Below are 17,590 nucleotides of genomic sequence, written 5' to 3' on the forward strand. Positions count from 1 at the left end.
CTGTTTCACCTTAGCCCAGGATGTCTTCAACAGACTTGCCGCGCTTGGCTGCAATTTCTGCTGGAGTGTTCATTTTGGACAAACCGTCGAGTGTTGCACGGACCATGTTGTAAGGATTGGTAGAACCATTCGACTTAGCAACGACGTTAGTCACGCCCATCACTTCGAAAATTGCGCGCATTGGACCACCGGCGATCACGCCAGTACCGTCTTTAGCTGGCGACATCAGAACTGACGATGCGCCGTGCTTGCCGGTCACTGTGTGTTGCAGAGTACCGTTCTTCAAGGTGACCTTGATCATCTTGCGACGGGCCTCTTCCATTGCCTTCTGCACTGCAACAGGCACTTCCTTCGACTTGCCCTTGCCCATGCCGATGCGGCCATCGCCGTCACCAACAACTGCCAGCGCTGCGAAACCCATGATACGACCACCCTTCACCACCTTGGTGACACGGTTGACCGCGATCATTTTTTCGCGCATGCCGTCATCAGGCTTGTCGCTTTGCGTTTTGGATTGCATTTTTGCCATGATGATTTTCCTTAGAACTTCAGGCCGGCTTCACGCGCAGCTTCAGCCAGCGCTTTGACGCGACCGTGATAACGGAAACCGGAGCGGTCAAACGCTACTTCGGTGACTCCAGCTTTCAGTGCCTTCTCGGCGACGCGCTTGCCTACCAGTGTCGCAGCAGCAGCGTTGCCGCCTTTGCCGGATTGGCCAGCCAGTTGTTGGCGAACTTCCGCTTCCAACGTCGATGCCGAAGCCAGTACATTTGCGTCGGGGCCGATGATGCTCGCGTAGATGTGCGTGTTGGTACGATGCACGGCCAGGCGATTGACCTTTAATTCTGCGATCTTGGCACGGGTTTGAGTCGCGCGGCGCAGACGTGATTGTTTCTTGTCCATCGTCAACCCCTATTACTTCTTCTTGGTTTCTTTGAGTACAACCACTTCATCCGAATAACGAACGCCCTTGCCCTTGTAAGGCTCTGGCTGACGATATGCACGGATTTCAGCGGCGACCTGGCCAACTACTTGGCGGTCGATACCCTTGATTAAGATCTCGGTTTGAGTCGGGGTTTCACACTTGATGCCTTGTGGCATCTGGTGAACGACTGGGTGCGAAAAGCCCAGCGACAGATTCAGCTTGTCGCCTTGTGCTTGAGCGCGGAAACCCACACCAACCAAGTTCAGCTTCTTTTCGAAACCCTTCGTGACACCGTTGACCATGTTATTGACCAACGCACGCAGGGTACCGGACATCGCATTTGCTTCACGGCTGTCATTTGCAGCCTCGAAGTTCAGCGTGCCATTGTTGTTTGCAACCTTCACCAGGCCAGTCAATGGCTGGGAAAGCGAGCCCAACGGGCCTTTTACTGTGATTTGCGCTGCAGTAATGGTCGCTTCCGCGCCACTCGGCAGTGCAATCGGCATTTTACCAACACGAGACATATTGCACTCCTTAGGCCACGTAGCAAATCACTTCACCACCGACACCGGTAGCGCGCGCTTTGCGATCTGTCATGACGCCACGTGGAGTGGAAACGATTGCCACACCCAGGCCGTTCATCACGTTAGGAATCTCGTCTTTGCCTTTGTAAATACGCAGGCCAGGACGGGACACGCGCTCGAGGCGCTCGATAACTGGACGACCGGCGTAGTACTTCAGGCCGATTTTCAGTTCTGCTTTTCCGCCGGCTTCAGCCACGGCGAAATCTTCGATATAGCCCTCGTCCTTGAGGACGTTTGCAATTGCGATTTTGACTTTGGACGACGGCATTGCTACGGTCGTCTTTTGCACAACTTGCGCATTGCGGATACGGGTCAGCATATCGGCGATAGGATCGCTCATACTCATTGCTTGTTCTCCTATTACCAGCTGGCTTTAGTCAAACCCGGGATCTCACCACGCATGGCGATTTCACGGACCTTAATACGGCCCAAACCGAATTTACGGAATGTGCCACGTGGACGACCTGTCAATGCGCAACGGTTACGTTGGCGGGTCGGAGCAGAGTTACGCGGCAGCGCTTGCAACTTCAGGCGCGCTTCGTAACGTTCTTCTTCCGACTTGGATTGGTCGTCGATGATAGCCTTCAACTCAGCGCGCTTGCCGGCGTATTTCTTTACCAGATCTGCACGCTTTTGTTCACGGTTAATCAGTGCCAGTTTTGCCATGGCAGCCTCAGTTTCTGAACGGAAATTTAAATGCGGCGAGGAGCGATTTCGCTTCGTCGTCGGTCTTCGCGGTAGTCGTGATGCTGATATTCAAGCCACGCAGCGCATCGATTTTGTCGTATTCAATTTCGGGGAAAATGATCTGCTCTTTCACACCGATATTGTAGTTACCACGACCATCGAAAGCACGACCGGACACACCGCGGAAGTCACGTACACGTGGCAGAGCCACAGTGATGAAGCGATCCAGGAACTCATACATTTGAGCGCCACGCAGGGTCACCATGCAACCAATCGGGTAGCCTTCACGGATTTTGAAGCCCGCAATCGCCTTACGCGCCTTGGTCACGACCGGCTTTTGACCTGCAATCTTGGTCAAATCGCCGACAGCGTGCTCGATGATTTTCTTATCCGCAACAGCTTCCGACAGACCCATGTTCAATGTGATCTTCAGAATGCGCGGAACTTCCATTACCGACTTATAAGCGTACTTAGCAGTCAAGTCGGCAACGACTTTTTCTTTATAGAACTCTTGGAGACGTGCCATGATCTATTAAACCTTAACAACTTCGCCGCTGGATTTGTAAGCACGGACTTTCTTACCGTCCACGCTCTTGAAACCCACGCGATCTGCCTTGCCGGACGCTGCATTAAACAATGCAATGTTCGACACATGAATTGGCATCAGCTTATCGACGATGCCGCCAGTTGCACCAGTCATTGGATTAGGCTTAGTCGCTTTTTTAGCAACGTTGATGCCTTCAACAACAACGTAATCAGCGCTGACACGCTGAGTTACCACACCGCGCTTACCTTTATCTTTACCGGTCAGCACGATGACTTCATCGTTCTTACGAATCTTTCCCATGACCACTCCTTACAGAACTTCAGGCGCCAGAGAGACGATCTTCATGAAGCGCTCTGTACGCAGCTCACGAGTAACTGGCCCGAAAATACGGGTACCGATTGGTTCCAGCTTGGCATTCAGCAGGACAGCAGCATTGCCGTCGAACTTGACCAGGGAACCATCCTGACGACGCACGCCCTTAGCGGTACGAACGACGACAGCGTTATAAATTTCACCTTTTTTGACGCGACCACGAGGAGCTGCGCTCTTCACGGTAACTTTAATCACGTCGCCGATGCCTGCGTAACGGCGCTTGGAACCACCCAAGACTTTGATGCACAAAACTTCGCGCGCACCAGTGTTGTCGGCCACTTCGAGCCGGCTTTCAGTTTGAATCATGATATTTTCTTTCCCAACTTAATCCGCTCAAATCACACAATGTGAGTTGCGGTCAGTCTTGGTCCTGTTAGCAAGCGAACTCGCTAGTTAGGGGACGATTAAGCTACGTAACTGCATCTTGCCTCTTACCCTCGCCAAACACCAAGAAGCAAAAGAAGAGCTGAGCATTATGGCACCATAATGCTCAGTCTGCAAGCCTTACTTATACAATCTGTGCCACTTGTACAACGCGTGTCACGCTCCAAGCTTTGGTCTTGGAGATTGGACGACCTTCCTGGATCTCGACGGTATCGCCAGTCTTCGCTTGATTCGACTCATCATGAGCGTGGTACTTGTTGGTACGCACGATGATTTTGCCGTACAGCGGATGTTTGACGTGACGCTCGATCAGAACGGTAACAGTCTTATCCATCTTGTCGGACACAACCTTGCCAATCAGCGTGCGCTTGAGCGCTTGTTTCACTTGATCGTTCATTGTTGACCCTTCGAATTGATGACTGTTTTCACACGTGCGATATCGCGACGTACTTTCTTCAGTTGCGCGGTATTGTTCAGTTGCTGCGTAGCCACTTGCATGCGCAAGCTGAATTGAGCCTTCAACAGCTCATTCAGTTCTTTGGCCAGAGCCGCTTCGTCTTTACCACGGAGTTCAGATGCTTTCATATTCCGCTCCTATTATTGACCGACTTGACGAACAACAAAAGTCGTCGACAGTGGCAATTTGGCTGCTGCCAAGCGGAACGCTTCACGCGCCAGAGCTTCGTCAACACCATCCATCTCGTACAGCATCTTACCTGGCTGAATTTCAGCCACGTAGTACTCTGGATTACCCTTACCGTTACCCATACGCACTTCAGCAGGCTTTTGGGAAATCGGCTTGTCCGGGAAAACGCGGATCCAGATACGACCGCCACGTTTGATGTGACGGGTCATAGCGCGACGAGCGGCTTCGATCTGACGTGCCGTGATACGACCACGACCAACTGCTTTCAGACCGAACTCACCAAACGATACGGCTGTACCACGCGAGTGCGAGATACCCGTATTGCGACCTTTTTGTTCTTTACGATATTTTCTACGTGCTGGTTGCAGCATGATTATTCTCCTGCTTTCTCAGCCGATACACCGGCATCAGTAGCTTGAGGCGCACGCGGCGCACGCTTGGCACCTGCACCTGCTGGTGCACCAGCGGTCTTCGGACGAGGACGAGCACCTGGCTTGCCATCATCACGACGTGGACCGCGACGCTTCTTGTCGTCTTCTGGCTCACCGACCAACACTGGTGCTTCGCCGTTAGCCAGACGATCGCCCTTGTAAACCCAAACCTTGATACCGATGATGCCGTATGTGGTTTGCGCTTCGCCGAAACCGTAGTCGATATCAGCGCGCAGGGTGTGCAGAGGCACGCGGCCTTCGCGATACCATTCCTTACGAGCGATTTCGATACCGTTCAAACGACCGGACGACATGATCTTGATACCCTGAGCGCCCAAACGCATTGCGTTCTGCATCGCACGCTTCATTGCGCGGCGGAACATGATGCGCTTTTCGAGCTGCTGAGCGATCGAGTCAGCGATCAGCTGAGCATCGGCTTCCGGCTTGCGGATTTCTTCGATGTTGACATGCACTGGCACGCCCATCAATTTACCCAGCGCTGCCTTCAGCACTTCGATGTCTTCACCCTTCTTACCGATCACAACACCTGGACGGGAGCTGTAAATGGTGATGCGGGCATTCTTCGCTGGACGCTCGATAACGACGCGACCAACCGAAGCGTTCTTCAGTTTCGTCTTCAGATAGGCACGAACCTTCAGATCTTCGTTGAGCATGTCGGCAAAATTATTATTGCCTGCATACCAGCGCGATCCCCAGTTACGTGTAACCGCAAGACGGAAACCGGTTGGATGAATCTTCTGTCCCATCGTGACTCCTTAGTTTCCGACAGTCACGTAAATGTGACAGGATTGCTTGGAAATACGATCACCACGGCCTTTTGCACGCGCTGTGAAGCGCTTGAGGACCGTACCTTTTTCCACATAAATGGTCTTGACTTTGAGCTCGTCAATGTCGGCGCCATCATTGTGCTCGGCGTTCGCGATTGCGGACTCCAGAACCTTCTTGATGATGACCGCACCCTTTTTAGGGCTGAAGGCCAAGATATTCAGTGCTTGATCAACTTTTTTGCCGCGGATCAGGTCTGCAACCAAACGGCCCTTCTGAGCCGACAGGTGCACACCACGCAGGGTAGCTTTAGTTTCCATCATAGGACCTTATTTCTTAGCCTTCTTATCGGCAGCGTGACCCTTGAAAGTACGGGTCAGCGCGAATTCGCCGAGCTTATGACCAACCATGTTTTCGGACACATAAACCGGCACGTGTTGCTTGCCGTTGTGTACCGCGATCGTCAAACCGATGAAATCCGGCATGATTGTCGAACGACGGGACCATGTCTTGATTGGCTTCTTGTCTTTGGTCGCTTGAGCAGCCTCAACCTTTTTAACCAGGTGGGCGTCGCAGAATGGACCTTTTTTCAATGAACGTGTCATGTTTTATCCTTATTTCTTGCCGCGGCGCGAGACAATCATTGAAGTCGTACGCTTGTTGCTGCGTGTCTTCTTGCCCTTGGTCTGTTGACCCCACGGCGAAACTGGATGACGACCTGCTGCAGTCTTACCTTCACCACCACCGTGCGGGTGATCGACCGGGTTCATGACCACACCACGCACCGTCGGGCGAACACCGCGCCAACGCATTGCACCAGCTTTACCAATCTTGCGCAGATTGTGCTCGCCGTTGCCGACTTCACCGATTGTTGCGCGGCATTCGATGTGAATGCGGCGCACTTCACCGGAACGCAGACGAACTTGAGCGTAAGTACCTTCGCGTGCCATCAGCACAACGCCGGCACCGGCGGTACGAGCGATCTGAGCACCCTTGCCTGGCAACATTTCCACGCAGTGGATTGTTGTACCGACAGGAATGTTGCGGATCGGCAGTGCATTACCAGCCTTGATCGGCGCTTCCGAACCACTGACCAGTTGATCGCCGACAGCAATGCCCTTAGGAGCAATGATGTACTTGCGCTCGCCGTCTGCGTAGCACAGCAGAGCAATGTGCGCAGTGCGGTTTGGATCGTATTCGATGCGTTCGACCTTAGCAACGATACCGTCCTTGTTACGACGGAAGTCGACAACGCGGTAATGTTGCTTATGACCACCACCGATATGACGGGTAGTGATGTGACCGTTGTTGTTACGACCAGCGGTCTTGGACTTCTTTTCGATCAGGCCGGCGAATGGACGACCTTTGTACAGGTCGCTAACGACCTTGACCATACCGCGCCGACCCGGCGAGGTTGGCTTAACTTTTACGAGTGCCATTATTTAGCCTCCTCGGTGAAGTTGATTTCTTGACCGGGCTTGAGGCTGACAAATGCGCGACGTGTGTGGTTGCGACGACCAACCGAACGGCCGGAACGCTTTTGCTTACCTTGACGATTCGCGACCTGAACAGACTCCACTTGAACCTTGAACAGCAATTCGACCGCAGCCTTAACTTCCAGCTTGGTCGCATCTTGCGTTACCAGAAAAACGACTTGCTCGTTTTTCTCAGCGACGAAAGTTGCCTTTTCAGAGATCACCGGCGCCAGCAGCACTTTCATCAAGCGCTCTTCGCTATGTTTAATTGCGTTCATGCCAGCAACTCCTCAATCTGAGCCAGTGCTTGCTTAGTGATCAGCACTTTCTTGTAGAAAACCAGGGAGACTGGATCAGCTTGACGCGGCTCGACAACCAGCACGTTCGGCAGATTGCGCGACGCGAGCAACAGGTTTTCATCCAGCGCGTCAGTGATGACCAGCACGGAGTCCAGACCCATGACCTTCAGCTTTTCGGACAACAGCTTGGTCTTCGGTGCTTCGACCGAGAAATTCTCGACGATCGACAGACGACCTTCGCGAGCCAACTGGGACAGAATCGAGCAGACACCTGCGCGATACATCTTCTTGTTGACCTTGTGCGAGAAGTTTTCGTCAGGCGAATTCGGGAAAATACGACCACCGCCGCGCCACAGAGGCGAAGACGACATACCGGCACGAGCGCGGCCAGTACCCTTTTGACGCCATGGCTTCTTGGTTGTGTGATGCACTTCTTCACGGTCTTTTTGCTTGCGGTTACCGCTGCGAGCATTGGCTTGATAAGCCACGACGACCTGGTGAATCAGCGCTTCGTTGTAATCACGACCAAAAATGGTGTCAGGAGCAGCGACGTTCGATGCGGCTTGACCTTGATCATTCAGGAGCTTGAGTTCCATGAATTAGGCTCCCTTCTTGACTTTAACTTTAACTGCCGGGGAAACGACCACTTGGCCGTTTTTCGCGCCTGGAACAGCACCCTTGACCATCAGCAATTGACGCTCAGCGTCAATGCGTGCGATCTCGAGGTTTTGCACTGTGCAGGTAACGTCACCCAGGTGACCGGTCATGCGCTTACCAGGAAAAACACGACCTGGATCTTGCGCCATACCGATGGAGCCTGGAACATTGTGTGAGCGGGAGTTACCGTGCGATGCGCGACCGGATGCAAAGTTGTAACGCTTGATCGTACCAGCGTAGCCCTTACCGATGGACACGCCTTGCACGTCCACTTTTTGGCCAGCTTCGAACAAGCTTGCAGCGACAACGTCGCCAGCTTTCAACTCAGCAGCTTTAGCTGCATCAATGCGGAATTCTTTCAGAACGGTCCCGGCTTCAACGCCAGCTTTGGCGTAGTGACCGGCAGCAGCTTTAGTCACACGCGAGGCGCGACGCTGACCGAATGCGACCTGAACAGCGGAATAGCCATCCACTTCAGGCGTTTTGATTTGGGTCACGCGATTGTTCGACACATCCAACACAGTCACAGGAATAGAATCCCCGTCTTCCGTGAAGATACGCATCATACCAACCTTGCGACCAACAAGGCCTAGGCTCATTGTTTTTCTCCATTCCCGCCTGCGATTGGGCGGGGCTGATGTTTGTACAACTAAAATATGTGGAGTCACGAATCCCGTGACTCCACCGAAGCCGATCAGTATAACCGGGTAAATTTTTATTTGCAATACCCGACAGTGTCGTGGTATGTCAAAGATCCAGCCGGCTACACCTTTTTACAACACTTGCCGCAATGCTTATTGCAGCTTGATTTCTACATCAACGCCAGCCGGCAGATCCAGCTTCATCAATGCATCGACAGTCTTGTCGGTCGGATCAACGATATCCATCAGACGTTGGTGTGTACGGATTTCGAATTGATCGCGCGAAGTCTTGTTGACGTGCGGGGAGCGCAGAACGTCGAAACGTTGGATGCGTGTTGGCAGCGGAACAGGGCCCTTGACGACAGCGCCGGTGCGCTTTGCTGTGTCGACGATTTCCAATGCGGATTGGTCGATCAGACGATAGTCGAATGCCTTCAGGCGGATACGGATTTTTTGGCTAGGAACTGACATGATTTTCCTTTAAAGAACGAACCGCGGATGACAATCACCCGCGGCAATGATAAATAGTTGCTACTGCACTACTACGTTTTATTACGCGTCAGACAGGATCTTGGCAACAACACCTGCGCCGACGGTACGGCCGCCTTCGCGGATCGCGAAACGCAGACCTTCTTCCATCGCGATCGGGTTGATCAGCATCACGGTGATCGACACGTTATCGCCTGGCATAACCATTTCCTTGTCCTTCGGCAACTCGATCGAGCCAGTCACGTCCGTTGTACGGAAGTAGAACTGTGGACGATAGTTGTTGAAGAACGGAGTATGACGGCCGCCTTCGTCTTTCGACAGAACATAGATCTCGCCTGTGAAGTGCTTGTGTGGCTTGATCGAACCTGGCTTGGCCAGAACCTGGCCACGCTCCACGTCTTCACGCTTGGTGCCGCGCAGCAGCACGCCAACGTTGTCGCCTGCCTGACCTTGATCCAGCAGCTTGCGGAACATTTCGACGCCAGTACAAACGGTGTCTTGTGTATCACGGATACCAACGATTTGCAGGGCTTCGCCAACCTTGACGATACCGCGCTCAACGCGACCGGTCACAACGGTACCGCGGCCGGAGATCGAGAACACGTCTTCCACTGGCAGCAGGAAGGCGCCGTCAACAGCACGTTCCGGTGTCGGGATGTAGCTGTCCAGTGCTTCGGCCAGTGCCATGATGGCTTGCTCGCCCAATGGGCCAGTGTCGCCTTCCAGAGCCAGCTTCGCCGAACCCTTGATGATTGGCAGGTCGTCGCCTGGGAATTCGTACTTGGTCAACAGCTCGCGCACTTCCATTTCGACCAGTTCCAGCAGCTCTTCATCATCCACCATGTCAGCCTTGTTCAGGAACACGATGATGTAAGGAACGCCAACTTGACGCGACAGCAGGATGTGTTCGCGTGTTTGTGGCATTGGGCCGTCTGCTGCGGAGCAAACCAGGATCGCGCCGTCCATCTGCGCTGCGCCGGTAATCATGTTCTTCACATAGTCGGCGTGGCCTGGGCAGTCAACGTGAGCGTAGTGACGGTTGGCTGTTTCGTATTCGACGTGGGCTGTATTGATGGTGATGCCGCGTGCCTTTTCTTCTGGCGCCGCATCAATTTGATCGTAGGCCTTCGCTTCGCCGCCGAATTTCTTCGACAACACGGTTGCGATTGCTGCTGTCAGCGTGGTCTTGCCGTGGTCAACGTGACCAATCGTACCAACGTTCACGTGCGGCTTGGTCCGCTCGAATTTACCTTTTGCCATTTTGCATTTCCTTCAAAAAGAACGATTTTCTTAACAATTAAAAGCCCACTTCCTGCCAACGCAGGGAGTGAGCAAAACTTAACTTACTTGGTCTTGGAAGTAACGATCGCGTCGATGACGTTCTTCGGTGCTTCGGAGTAGTGCTTGAATTCCATCGAATATGTCGCACGACCTTGTGTTGCCGAACGCAACGAAGTCGAGTAACCGAACATTTCCGACAGTGGCACTTCTGCCTTGATGATCTTGCCGCCACCGCCGGCGATTTCATCCATACCTTGGACCATACCGCGACGGGACGACAAGTCGCCCATCACAGTACCAGCGTAGTCTTCTGGCGTCTCAACTTCAACGGCCATCATTGGCTCCAGAATAACCGGGCTGGCTTTACGGCAACCATCCTTGAACGCCATCGAGCCGGCCATGCGGAACGCATTTTCGTTCGAGTCAACGTCATGGTAGGAACCGAAGAACAGAGTGACCTTGACGTCAACCACTGGGTAGCCGGCCAACACGCCGGTGTTCAGTGTTTCACGTACACCCTTTTCAACTGCCGGGATGAATTCGCGAGGAACGGTACCGCCCTTGATCGCGTCAACAAATTCGAAGCCCTTGCCTGGTTCTTGCGGTTCGATCTTCAGAACCACGTGACCGTACTGACCACGACCACCCGATTGCTTGACGAACTTGCCTTCGATTTCTTCGCAAGTCTTGCGGATGGTTTCGCGATAGGCAACTTGTGGCTTACCGACAGTTGCTTCCACGTTGAATTCACGCTTCATGCGGTCGACGATAATGTCCAGATGCAACTCACCCATACCAGCGATAATCGTCTGACCCGATTCTTCGTCAGTACGCACGCGGAACGACGGATCTTCAGCAGCCAGACGGTTCAGGGCCAGGCCCATCTTTTCCTGGTCAGCCTTGGTCTTTGGCTCAACAGCTTGCGAAATCACAGGCTCAGGGAAGACCATGCGTTCCAGCACAACAACAGCCTTGTCGTCGCACAGGGTGTCGCCGGTTGTAGTGTCTTTCAGACCAACCACAGCAGCGATGTCGCCTGCCAGCATTTCCTTGATTTCTTCACGTTGGTTGGCGTGCATCTGAACGATACGGCCAATACGCTCTTTCTTCGACTTCACCGAGTTGAACACGGTATCGCCCGAATTCAGGGTACCCGAGTAGCAACGGATGAAGCACAGCTGACCGACGAACGGGTCAGTTGCAATCTTGAATGCCAGCGCCGAGAACTTCTCGGTGTCTTCTGCTTTACGCACGACTGGCTCGTCGTCTTCATCCAGACCTGGAACAGGAGGAATATCAACCGGCGACGGCAGGTATTCGATCACGCCGTCCAACATGGCTTGCACGCCCTTGTTCTTGAACGCAGTACCGCACATCATCGGAACGATTTCGCTGGCGATGGTACGTTGACGAATCGCAGCCTTGATGTCGGCTTCGCTCAGGTCGCCGTCTTCCAGGTACTTGTTCATCAGTTCTTCGGATGCTTCAGCAGCCGCTTCGACCATGTTTTCGCGCCATTTTTGCGCTTCTTCCTTCAGATTTTCAGGAATATCACGGTAGTCGAATTTCATGCCTTGGCTGGCATCATCCCAGTAAATCGCGCGCATCTTGACCAGATCGATCACGCCTTCGAAGTGATCTTCGGCGCCGATAGGCACTTGCATAGGAATAGGGTTGGCCTTCAGGCGTGCACGCATTTGATCGTACACCTTGAAGAAGTTCGCGCCGGTACGGTCCATCTTGTTGACGAACGCCAGACGTGGAACCTTGTACTTGTTTGCCTGACGCCAAACAGTTTCCGATTGTGGCTGCACGCCGCCGACTGCACAGTAAACCATGCAAGCGCCGTCGAGCACGCGCATCGAACGTTCAACTTCAATCGTGAAGTCAACGTGGCCCGGGGTGTCGATGATGTTGATGTGGTGAGCCGGGAAGTTGTTCGCCATGCCCTTCCAGAAACAGGTAGTCGCAGCGGAAGTAATGGTAATACCGCGCTCTTGCTCTTGCTCCATCCAGTCCATGGTGGCGGCGCCATCATGCACTTCACCGATCTTGTGGTTCACGCCTGTGTAAAACAGAACGCGCTCAGTCGTCGTTGTCTTACCAGCGTCAATGTGAGCCGAAATACCGATGTTGCGGTAGCGCTCAATGGGGGTCTTGCGAGCCATGATTTATTCCTAAGTCTTTAATGCGCGAAACCGAGCGCCATTTTTGTAAAATAGTCGCTCGGCTCGAACAAATTTTAGATACAAACGAAGCCTTCTCAAGACATCTGAAAAGCTCCGCCCAGTCTTGTTAGAAGCGGAAGTGGGAGAACGCCTTGTTCGCTTCAGCCATACGGTGAACTTCGTCACGCTTCTTCATCGCACCGCCACGGCCTTCAGCCGCTTCGATCAACTCGCCACCCAGACGTTGCGGCATGGATTTTTCGCTACGCTTGTTTGCGGCTTCGCGCAACCAACGCATCGACAACGCCATACGGCGAACGGGACGCACTTCAACCGGAACCTGGTAGTTAGCACCGCCGACACGACGGGACTTCACTTCGACCATCGGCTTGCAGTTGCTCAGCGCAGCGGCGAACACTTCCAGCGGGTCTTTACCGGTCTTGGTTTGAATGTGATCAAACGCACCGTAGATGATGTTTTCAGCGACCGACTTTTTGCCGGACAGCATCAACACGTTGACGAACTTAGCAACATCAACATTGCCGAACTTTGGATCAGGCAGGATATCCCGCTTGGGTACTTCACGACGACGTGGCATTTCAATTCCTTTCAGTCTTCAGTTGAGCGGGCAGAATAAATTCTCACCGCACTCGCGGACGGCCATCATAGCCACCCACTTACTCGGCCCATCACGGACCGACACATTTCACCAGGCTTGCGCCCGACGAAAACAAATTACTTCTTAGCTGCCTTGGCGCGCTTGGCACCGTACTTCGAGCGAGCTTGCTTACGATCCTTGACGCCTTGGGTATCCAGAGCACCGCGAACCATGTGGTAACGCACACCCGGCAAATCCTTCACACGGCCGCCGCGAATCAACACGACGCTATGCTCTTGCAGGTTATGGCCTTCACCACCGATGTACGAAATCACTTCGAAACCGTTGGTCAAACGCACTTTTGCAACCTTACGCAAAGCGGAGTTTGGCTTTTTAGGAGTCGTTGTGTAAACGCGGGTACATACGCCACGTTTTTGCGGGCTGTTTTCCAGCGCCGGCGATTTGCTCTTCACGATCGCGGAGACGCGTGGATTGCGAATCAATTGATTGATGGTTGGCATCGTTTTAATCCAACAAAATTACGACGTTAATAACATTAATCCCAGAAACGGTTGCCTGGAATTAAACAAGAAACTTGCACGAAAGAAACCTGTGCACACCGACTTTAGAGAAAACGAGAGAAGCGCCGAGGAAAACCGGAAGCAGACCAAAGAACGCTTAAGCTCAGGAGAGCCTAAATTCGAGAACTCGCGAGTATATGCCTGAAAAGTCAAGGGGTCAAGGCCCGTTTCCACCGCCTCGACCCCATTGGTAATTTTACGACGCTCTTATCTCCCCGCCCAAAGCCGCTTCCAGATTGACTTCGGGCGAGAATTTTCAAAAACACCTGTCATTACGACGATCAAATACGTGTCAAATTGGCAACAATACTGCGCCAAAGAGCTGACTCTTCCTTATTGCGATCGCGTCGCGAGAAGAAATTGACCACCTGGTCACCGTTGGCGTCGTAAAACTCCACCGAAGTGATCACTCCATCCTTGGCGGGTCTCTTGACCACCCAACCGTGATCGATGCCAGCCTGACGCAGATGCAGGTTGAAGTCAGGATCCAGCACATTGAACCACTCGTCGGTCGCCTTTACCTTCTTGACCGTGCCGCTGAAAATTTGTGTCATGCCCGGATTGCTCACGAACACCATAATCGGCTGAGCTTGGTTGGCGGCGCTATTGAGCAAGGTCTGCACAGATTGTGCACTGATGCGGTAAGCAGCATCTTTGCCAATCAGGTCCAGCGCTTGCTCACGGGTGATGCCCAGATCCTTCAGCAAACGCGGAAACTCGTGCACGTCAGTCAATTCATTCCACGAGGCACGCAACTCTTTGACATCGACTTCCCCATTTGGCTTCTTGGCGATCTTGGTGGGCGCGCGATCCACCTTCAAGGCCGCGAATTGATCGACAGCTTTGAAATCGGCAACCAACTTGTCGAAGACGGCGACGCCAGCCTCGTTGTCCAGATAGATCTTGTTCACGGCATTGCCGTGAATGTCAAAGAACTGCAGGCTGCGGCTGACCTTACCTTCACGTCCCGGCTGCACCACCGCGAACGCAGAGCGCCAGTTGTCGGTGCCGAAGCGCAGATCAATAGGGCCGCCCGCAAAGCCGGTGCCGGGAATGACACGGCCGTCGTCGTTCAACTTGGCTTTGGTCACAGTGCCCACGCGCTCAAGCACAGCGTTGTCGTTGCGGGTAATCGACTTGATCTGACCCAGTTCATACAATCGGTCGTATACCGCCTTGTACGCTTTGCTATCGTCCTGCAGACGTGTCACGCCCTTGCCGACATTGGTTGCGACGAGTTCAGCCTCGGACACGCCCAGCTTCTGCGCGGCGTCGCGCGGGTGAGTCTTTGGTTCCGCACTGCGTAGCGCAGACCAGCGATTCGCCAGGTCGCTATTCTGCGGCGCCGATGCCGTCGTGCACGCAGCGATGCTGATCACGCCGGCCGCCAGCAATAAAGCGCTCAATTTCTTGTATTTCATTTCATGCCTTTTTCGGTTAAGTGCCTTGCGGCGTTCTGCGGATGTCAATACTCATACTTCATGCTGACGTTGAAGCTGCGGCCGGGTTCGGTGTACGCGTCCTTGTTGGTTGCGCTGTCGGCAAGAGAAAGACCTCGGATATCGGTCCAGCTCCAATATTTGCGATCGAACAGATTGCGGATGCCTGCGTTGAATGAAAGATTCTTGTTGAAGCGATATCCGCTGCGCAGATCCACCACGAAGAACGACGGCGACACGAAGTTGGTCTTGGTGGCGATGTCATCCTTCTTCTTTGCGGCGTTGTAGATCATGTCGCTTTGTACGAACCAGACCTGGTTCGGCTCGTAACGCACACCTGTGACGACCGACAGAGGAGCAACCGATTCCAGACCGGTTTTGACGCCCGTGTTGCTGGTCGTCGTGCCCTTGGTATAGGCAAAGCCGGTCTTGAGCGACAGGCCGTTTTCCATACGCCAGTCGAGACGTCCTTCGAAGCCGTTGATCGATGCCTTTGCGGCGTTCACATATTGGTAGATGGTCGGGTTCAAGACCGTACCGCCGCCGGAGATGGTGACCGAGTCGATGAAGTTCCGATATTCGCCGGTGTAGGCTGCAGCACTATAGTTGAACAGCCCCGCGGATGTAGGCAACTTGCCGCGGAAGCCGATTTCATAAGAGTTGCTGGTTTCCGGCTTCAGATTCGGATTGGCAATCTGCGAATAACCCTGGCTGGCGTTGTTGAAGTAGGAGTTCACTTCTTGCGGCGACGGTGCACGGAAGCCGCGGGCATATTGCACATACGGCGCAAACGCCGGCGCCACTTCATAGACGAACGCCAGGCGCGGCGACCAGGCGCTATCCTTGCTGGTCGATGCAGGCTGGCCATTGGCGATCGCCTGAGCGTCGTATTTTGCGCTGGCCTCCGGCTTGAGCTTGTAAGCGTCGTAACGCAAGCCCGGGACAATGCTCACGGGGCCGATACGCATATCGTCCTGATAGTAGAGGCCGAGTACGCTGTACGACGTCTTGGGGAAGTATTCACAGTATTGTGTACCTGTGCAGGTCGTCCAGCCAGTGCCGCTTGCGTTCATTTTTATCGTTGCAGTGCTGGCATCCACACCATATGTCATCTTGTGTTTGACCACGCCGGTATTGAATGCGCTTTCCGCCAGCACGCCGCCACCGAAAATATCGTCCTGATACGTGATGTCGCGGAAACGAGGACGCACGGTCGCGCCAACCGTCGTGCCGCTTTCATACGAATACTGCTGCGTCTTGGAGTCACGGTAGTACACGTTGGCGCGCAATTTCTGGATCAGCGCGTTGTCGGCATCGTCGTGCTCGAAGATCGCCTGCAGCTTGTTGCTCTTCACGTTGCTGTTGCTTTGGTAGCCGCTGATGACCGAGGTGATCGCCGACAGGCTGTCGCCGCGCAGTCGATTGTCCACTGTTTCGAAACTAAGCTTGACGACGTTGCGCGGATCGATCTTGAACACCACTTTGCCCAGCGCCGAGCGGTTGTTGTAAGTCAGCGGATCGGCCTTGGTGCGCGTAGCGCCAGTGCCGCCAACACTACCGTTGGTTTCTGTCTCGTTACCATGGCGTGCGTTCAGCACCAGCATGCCTTGAACGACGTCATTGCCAAATGCCATGGTGCCTGTCGTGCCATAGCTGCTGTCGCTGGAATCATAGGAAGGACGTACGGCGAAATAGCTGTTCTTGCCGAAGACGTTCAGCAAATCCTGCGGATCCTTGGTGACGAAGTTGACTACACCGGTCAAACCATCACTGCCGTACATTGATGAGGCAGGCCCGCGCAGGATTTCAATCCGCTGGTACAGATCGGTATCCGTGTAGGCGCCACGACCGGCGAACAATGTGCCTTGACTGAAAGAACGCGGCAGTGCGACGCCATCTTCCAGCAGCATCACCCGGTTGCCGTCCAGCCCCCGGATACTGATGCCCTCGTTGCCGCCACGGCCCATCGTCGCCGACGCACCGGTCACACCGCCAACGCGATAGACGGAGCGACGCACTTCGACGCCAGGCTCGTAACGCAGGGCATCTTTGATGTCCTTGGCATTTTCTTGCTCAAGCTCTTCCGAAGTGATGACTGACACTGTTGCCGCGACGCGATTAATGTCAGTACCTATGCCGCGCGTGGACGTGACGGTAATGTCTTCCAACGGACGGCTTTGCGCGAGCAATTGCGGCGTGGATTGTTGCACTTGTTGCGCCATGACCGGCGCCATAGACCATTGTTGCAAGACGACCGCTGTCGCCAATGCAAGTTTCTTTTTGCATAGAGCCATAAGACCCATTCCCCTGAGTGGATTCGGTCACTGGCGTTATCTATGCTGGCTACCTGATTGTGTTTGACGAGAGTATCGGTCGCTTCGTAGCGTCTGTCGGCAAGTTGCGCCGGCAGACTTGAGGTGATCGGAATAATGCGCGGGACGTCGAATCGGGAAAGATTTACGGCCGCTGCTTATCGAACGATACGTGAAGCGAAACGATTTAAATAAGAATAATTCTTATTCAACTATTGTAGAAGAAATCTGACAGATGTTCAATATGATTCTGAAAACCTTGCTCTTGGCCTCATGCATATACGCGAA

At 53.6% G+C, this 17,590-nt stretch carries 25 protein-coding genes; all 25 read right to left on the bottom strand.

Translation table 11 applies throughout. The annotated features are described in order from the left end of the window. Positions 1-10: 10 nt before the first annotated feature. Complete coding sequence (gene rpsE / locus hmeg3_RS22775) at positions 11-529, bottom strand: 30S ribosomal protein S5 (RefSeq protein WP_094565761.1); 519 nt, start codon at positions 527-529, stop codon at positions 11-13. Between the two features lie 11 nt (positions 530-540). Beyond that, entirely contained in the window at positions 541-903 is a 363-nt protein-coding gene (rplR, locus tag hmeg3_RS22780; RefSeq protein ID WP_016836025.1) for a 50S ribosomal protein L18, read from the bottom strand. 12 nt (positions 904-915) lie between these two features. Then, positions 916-1,449 carry a 50S ribosomal protein L6 gene (gene rplF / locus hmeg3_RS22785; RefSeq protein WP_007875337.1) on the bottom strand — a complete coding sequence of 178 codons (534 nt, stop codon included), beginning with the start codon at positions 1,447-1,449 and terminating at the stop codon, positions 916-918. Between the two features lie 10 nt (positions 1,450-1,459). Next, on the bottom strand, positions 1,460-1,855 hold the full coding sequence (gene rpsH, locus hmeg3_RS22790; protein WP_007875335.1) for a 30S ribosomal protein S8: 396 nt from the start codon (positions 1,853-1,855) through the stop codon (positions 1,460-1,462). A gap of 14 nt (positions 1,856-1,869) precedes the next feature. Beyond that, on the bottom strand, positions 1,870-2,175 hold the full coding sequence (rpsN, locus tag hmeg3_RS22795; protein WP_007875333.1) for a 30S ribosomal protein S14: 306 nt from the start codon (positions 2,173-2,175) through the stop codon (positions 1,870-1,872). Positions 2,176-2,182: 7 nt separating this feature from the next. Next, positions 2,183-2,722, bottom strand: coding sequence for a 50S ribosomal protein L5 (gene rplE / locus hmeg3_RS22800; protein ID WP_016836027.1), 540 nt, complete (start codon positions 2,720-2,722; stop codon positions 2,183-2,185). A gap of 6 nt (positions 2,723-2,728) precedes the next feature. After that, complete coding sequence (gene rplX / locus hmeg3_RS22805; protein ID WP_094565762.1) at positions 2,729-3,043, bottom strand: 50S ribosomal protein L24; 315 nt, start codon at positions 3,041-3,043, stop codon at positions 2,729-2,731. Between the two features lie 9 nt (positions 3,044-3,052). Then, positions 3,053-3,421 carry a 50S ribosomal protein L14 gene (rplN, locus tag hmeg3_RS22810; RefSeq protein WP_006464924.1) on the bottom strand — a complete coding sequence of 123 codons (369 nt, stop codon included), beginning with the start codon at positions 3,419-3,421 and terminating at the stop codon, positions 3,053-3,055. Between the two features lie 202 nt (positions 3,422-3,623). After that, the gene (rpsQ, locus tag hmeg3_RS22815) at positions 3,624-3,896 is read right to left on the bottom strand and encodes a 30S ribosomal protein S17 (RefSeq protein WP_007875319.1); all 273 of its coding nucleotides are present in this window, start codon (positions 3,894-3,896) and stop codon (positions 3,624-3,626) included. Then, positions 3,893-4,084 (bottom strand): 50S ribosomal protein L29, encoded by a 192-nt coding sequence (gene rpmC, locus hmeg3_RS22820; protein ID WP_007875317.1) that lies wholly within the window; start codon positions 4,082-4,084, stop codon positions 3,893-3,895. Before rpmC ends, rpsQ begins: the two co-directional genes overlap by 4 nt. 12 nt (positions 4,085-4,096) lie before the next feature. Beyond that, a complete protein-coding gene (gene rplP, locus hmeg3_RS22825) occupies positions 4,097-4,516 on the bottom strand; it encodes a 50S ribosomal protein L16 (RefSeq protein ID WP_007875315.1) in 420 nt (139 codons plus the stop codon). 2 nt (positions 4,517-4,518) lie between these two features. After that, on the bottom strand, positions 4,519-5,343 hold the full coding sequence (gene rpsC, locus hmeg3_RS22830) for a 30S ribosomal protein S3 (protein WP_094565763.1): 825 nt from the start codon (positions 5,341-5,343) through the stop codon (positions 4,519-4,521). 9 nt (positions 5,344-5,352) lie between these two features. Next, positions 5,353-5,685 carry a 50S ribosomal protein L22 gene (gene rplV, locus hmeg3_RS22835; RefSeq protein WP_183381547.1) on the bottom strand — a complete coding sequence of 111 codons (333 nt, stop codon included), beginning with the start codon at positions 5,683-5,685 and terminating at the stop codon, positions 5,353-5,355. Between the two features lie 6 nt (positions 5,686-5,691). Continuing rightward, the gene (rpsS, locus tag hmeg3_RS22840) at positions 5,692-5,967 is read right to left on the bottom strand and encodes a 30S ribosomal protein S19 (protein WP_007875308.1); all 276 of its coding nucleotides are present in this window, start codon (positions 5,965-5,967) and stop codon (positions 5,692-5,694) included. A 9-nt stretch (positions 5,968-5,976) separates the two neighbouring features. Beyond that, complete coding sequence (gene rplB, locus hmeg3_RS22845; protein ID WP_050479919.1) at positions 5,977-6,801, bottom strand: 50S ribosomal protein L2; 825 nt, start codon at positions 6,799-6,801, stop codon at positions 5,977-5,979. Then, positions 6,801-7,115: a 50S ribosomal protein L23 gene (gene rplW, locus hmeg3_RS22850; RefSeq protein WP_007875303.1), complete on the bottom strand. Its 315-nt coding sequence runs from the start codon at positions 7,113-7,115 to the stop codon at positions 6,801-6,803. The genes rplB and rplW overlap by 1 nt, the downstream gene beginning before the upstream one ends. Continuing rightward, positions 7,112-7,732 (bottom strand): 50S ribosomal protein L4, encoded by a 621-nt coding sequence (gene rplD / locus hmeg3_RS22855; RefSeq protein ID WP_094565764.1) that lies wholly within the window; start codon positions 7,730-7,732, stop codon positions 7,112-7,114. The genes rplW and rplD overlap by 4 nt, the downstream gene beginning before the upstream one ends. Before the next feature lie 3 nt (positions 7,733-7,735). Next, the gene (gene rplC / locus hmeg3_RS22860; protein WP_007875299.1) at positions 7,736-8,392 is read right to left on the bottom strand and encodes a 50S ribosomal protein L3; all 657 of its coding nucleotides are present in this window, start codon (positions 8,390-8,392) and stop codon (positions 7,736-7,738) included. Positions 8,393-8,587: 195 nt separating this feature from the next. Continuing rightward, complete coding sequence (rpsJ, locus tag hmeg3_RS22865; protein ID WP_006464935.1) at positions 8,588-8,905, bottom strand: 30S ribosomal protein S10; 318 nt, start codon at positions 8,903-8,905, stop codon at positions 8,588-8,590. Positions 8,906-8,986: 81 nt separating this feature from the next. Continuing rightward, the gene (tuf, locus tag hmeg3_RS22870; protein ID WP_094565765.1) at positions 8,987-10,183 is read right to left on the bottom strand and encodes an elongation factor Tu; all 1,197 of its coding nucleotides are present in this window, start codon (positions 10,181-10,183) and stop codon (positions 8,987-8,989) included. An 83-nt stretch (positions 10,184-10,266) separates the two neighbouring features. Next, positions 10,267-12,372 carry an elongation factor G gene (gene fusA / locus hmeg3_RS22875; RefSeq protein WP_094565766.1) on the bottom strand — a complete coding sequence of 702 codons (2,106 nt, stop codon included), beginning with the start codon at positions 12,370-12,372 and terminating at the stop codon, positions 10,267-10,269. Between the two features lie 127 nt (positions 12,373-12,499). Continuing rightward, positions 12,500-12,970, bottom strand: a complete 471-nt coding sequence (gene rpsG / locus hmeg3_RS22880) for a 30S ribosomal protein S7 (RefSeq protein WP_094565767.1) — start codon at positions 12,968-12,970, stop codon at positions 12,500-12,502. A gap of 137 nt (positions 12,971-13,107) precedes the next feature. Next, positions 13,108-13,491 (bottom strand): 30S ribosomal protein S12, encoded by a 384-nt coding sequence (rpsL, locus tag hmeg3_RS22885; protein ID WP_094565768.1) that lies wholly within the window; start codon positions 13,489-13,491, stop codon positions 13,108-13,110. A 341-nt stretch (positions 13,492-13,832) separates the two neighbouring features. After that, positions 13,833-14,972: a hemin-degrading factor gene (locus tag hmeg3_RS22890; RefSeq protein WP_094565769.1), complete on the bottom strand. Its 1,140-nt coding sequence runs from the start codon at positions 14,970-14,972 to the stop codon at positions 13,833-13,835. Positions 14,973-15,016: 44 nt separating this feature from the next. Then, positions 15,017-17,284, bottom strand: coding sequence for a TonB-dependent hemoglobin/transferrin/lactoferrin family receptor (locus tag hmeg3_RS22895; protein WP_094565770.1), 2,268 nt, complete (start codon positions 17,282-17,284; stop codon positions 15,017-15,019). Between the last annotated feature and the right edge of the window lie 306 nt (positions 17,285-17,590).

Origin of the sequence: Herbaspirillum sp. meg3, assembly GCF_002257565.1 — a bacterium.
GTDB lineage: Bacteria > Pseudomonadota > Gammaproteobacteria > Burkholderiales > Burkholderiaceae_D > Herbaspirillum.

Excerpts from the sequence above, each read along its gene's own strand:
- rpsE (WP_094565761.1), bottom strand. The coding sequence starts at position 529 with ATGGCAAAAATGCAATCCAAAACGCAAAGCGACAAGCCTGATGACGGC.
- rplR (WP_016836025.1), bottom strand. The coding sequence starts at position 903 with ATGGACAAGAAACAATCACGTCTGCGCCGCGCGACTCAAACCCGTGCC.
- rplF (WP_007875337.1), bottom strand. The coding sequence starts at position 1,449 with ATGTCTCGTGTTGGTAAAATGCCGATTGCACTGCCGAGTGGCGCGGAA.
- rpsH (WP_007875335.1), bottom strand. The coding sequence starts at position 1,855 with ATGAGTATGAGCGATCCTATCGCCGATATGCTGACCCGTATCCGCAAT.
- rpsN (WP_007875333.1), bottom strand. The coding sequence starts at position 2,175 with ATGGCAAAACTGGCACTGATTAACCGTGAACAAAAGCGTGCAGATCTG.
- rplE (WP_016836027.1), bottom strand. The coding sequence starts at position 2,722 with ATGGCACGTCTCCAAGAGTTCTATAAAGAAAAAGTCGTTGCCGACTTG.
- rplX (WP_094565762.1), bottom strand. The coding sequence starts at position 3,043 with ATGGGAAAGATTCGTAAGAACGATGAAGTCATCGTGCTGACCGGTAAA.
- rplN (WP_006464924.1), bottom strand. The coding sequence starts at position 3,421 with ATGATTCAAACTGAAAGCCGGCTCGAAGTGGCCGACAACACTGGTGCG.
- rpsQ (WP_007875319.1), bottom strand. The coding sequence starts at position 3,896 with ATGAACGATCAAGTGAAACAAGCGCTCAAGCGCACGCTGATTGGCAAG.
- rpmC (WP_007875317.1), bottom strand. The coding sequence starts at position 4,084 with ATGAAAGCATCTGAACTCCGTGGTAAAGACGAAGCGGCTCTGGCCAAA.
- rplP (WP_007875315.1), bottom strand. The coding sequence starts at position 4,516 with ATGCTGCAACCAGCACGTAGAAAATATCGTAAAGAACAAAAAGGTCGC.
- rpsC (WP_094565763.1), bottom strand. The coding sequence starts at position 5,343 with ATGGGACAGAAGATTCATCCAACCGGTTTCCGTCTTGCGGTTACACGT.
- rplV (WP_183381547.1), bottom strand. The coding sequence starts at position 5,685 with ATGATGGAAACTAAAGCTACCCTGCGTGGTGTGCACCTGTCGGCTCAG.
- rpsS (WP_007875308.1), bottom strand. The coding sequence starts at position 5,967 with ATGACACGTTCATTGAAAAAAGGTCCATTCTGCGACGCCCACCTGGTT.
- rplB (WP_050479919.1), bottom strand. The coding sequence starts at position 6,801 with ATGGCACTCGTAAAAGTTAAGCCAACCTCGCCGGGTCGGCGCGGTATG.
- rplW (WP_007875303.1), bottom strand. The coding sequence starts at position 7,115 with ATGAACGCAATTAAACATAGCGAAGAGCGCTTGATGAAAGTGCTGCTG.
- rplD (WP_094565764.1), bottom strand. The coding sequence starts at position 7,732 with ATGGAACTCAAGCTCCTGAATGATCAAGGTCAAGCCGCATCGAACGTC.
- rplC (WP_007875299.1), bottom strand. The coding sequence starts at position 8,392 with ATGAGCCTAGGCCTTGTTGGTCGCAAGGTTGGTATGATGCGTATCTTC.
- rpsJ (WP_006464935.1), bottom strand. The coding sequence starts at position 8,905 with ATGTCAGTTCCTAGCCAAAAAATCCGTATCCGCCTGAAGGCATTCGAC.
- tuf (WP_094565765.1), bottom strand. The coding sequence starts at position 10,183 with ATGGCAAAAGGTAAATTCGAGCGGACCAAGCCGCACGTGAACGTTGGT.
- fusA (WP_094565766.1), bottom strand. The coding sequence starts at position 12,372 with ATGGCTCGCAAGACCCCCATTGAGCGCTACCGCAACATCGGTATTTCG.
- rpsG (WP_094565767.1), bottom strand. The coding sequence starts at position 12,970 with ATGCCACGTCGTCGTGAAGTACCCAAGCGGGATATCCTGCCTGATCCA.
- rpsL (WP_094565768.1), bottom strand. The coding sequence starts at position 13,491 with ATGCCAACCATCAATCAATTGATTCGCAATCCACGCGTCTCCGCGATC.
- hmeg3_RS22890 (WP_094565769.1), bottom strand. The coding sequence starts at position 14,972 with ATGAAATACAAGAAATTGAGCGCTTTATTGCTGGCGGCCGGCGTGATC.
- hmeg3_RS22895 (WP_094565770.1), bottom strand. The coding sequence starts at position 17,284 with ATGGCTCTATGCAAAAAGAAACTTGCATTGGCGACAGCGGTCGTCTTG.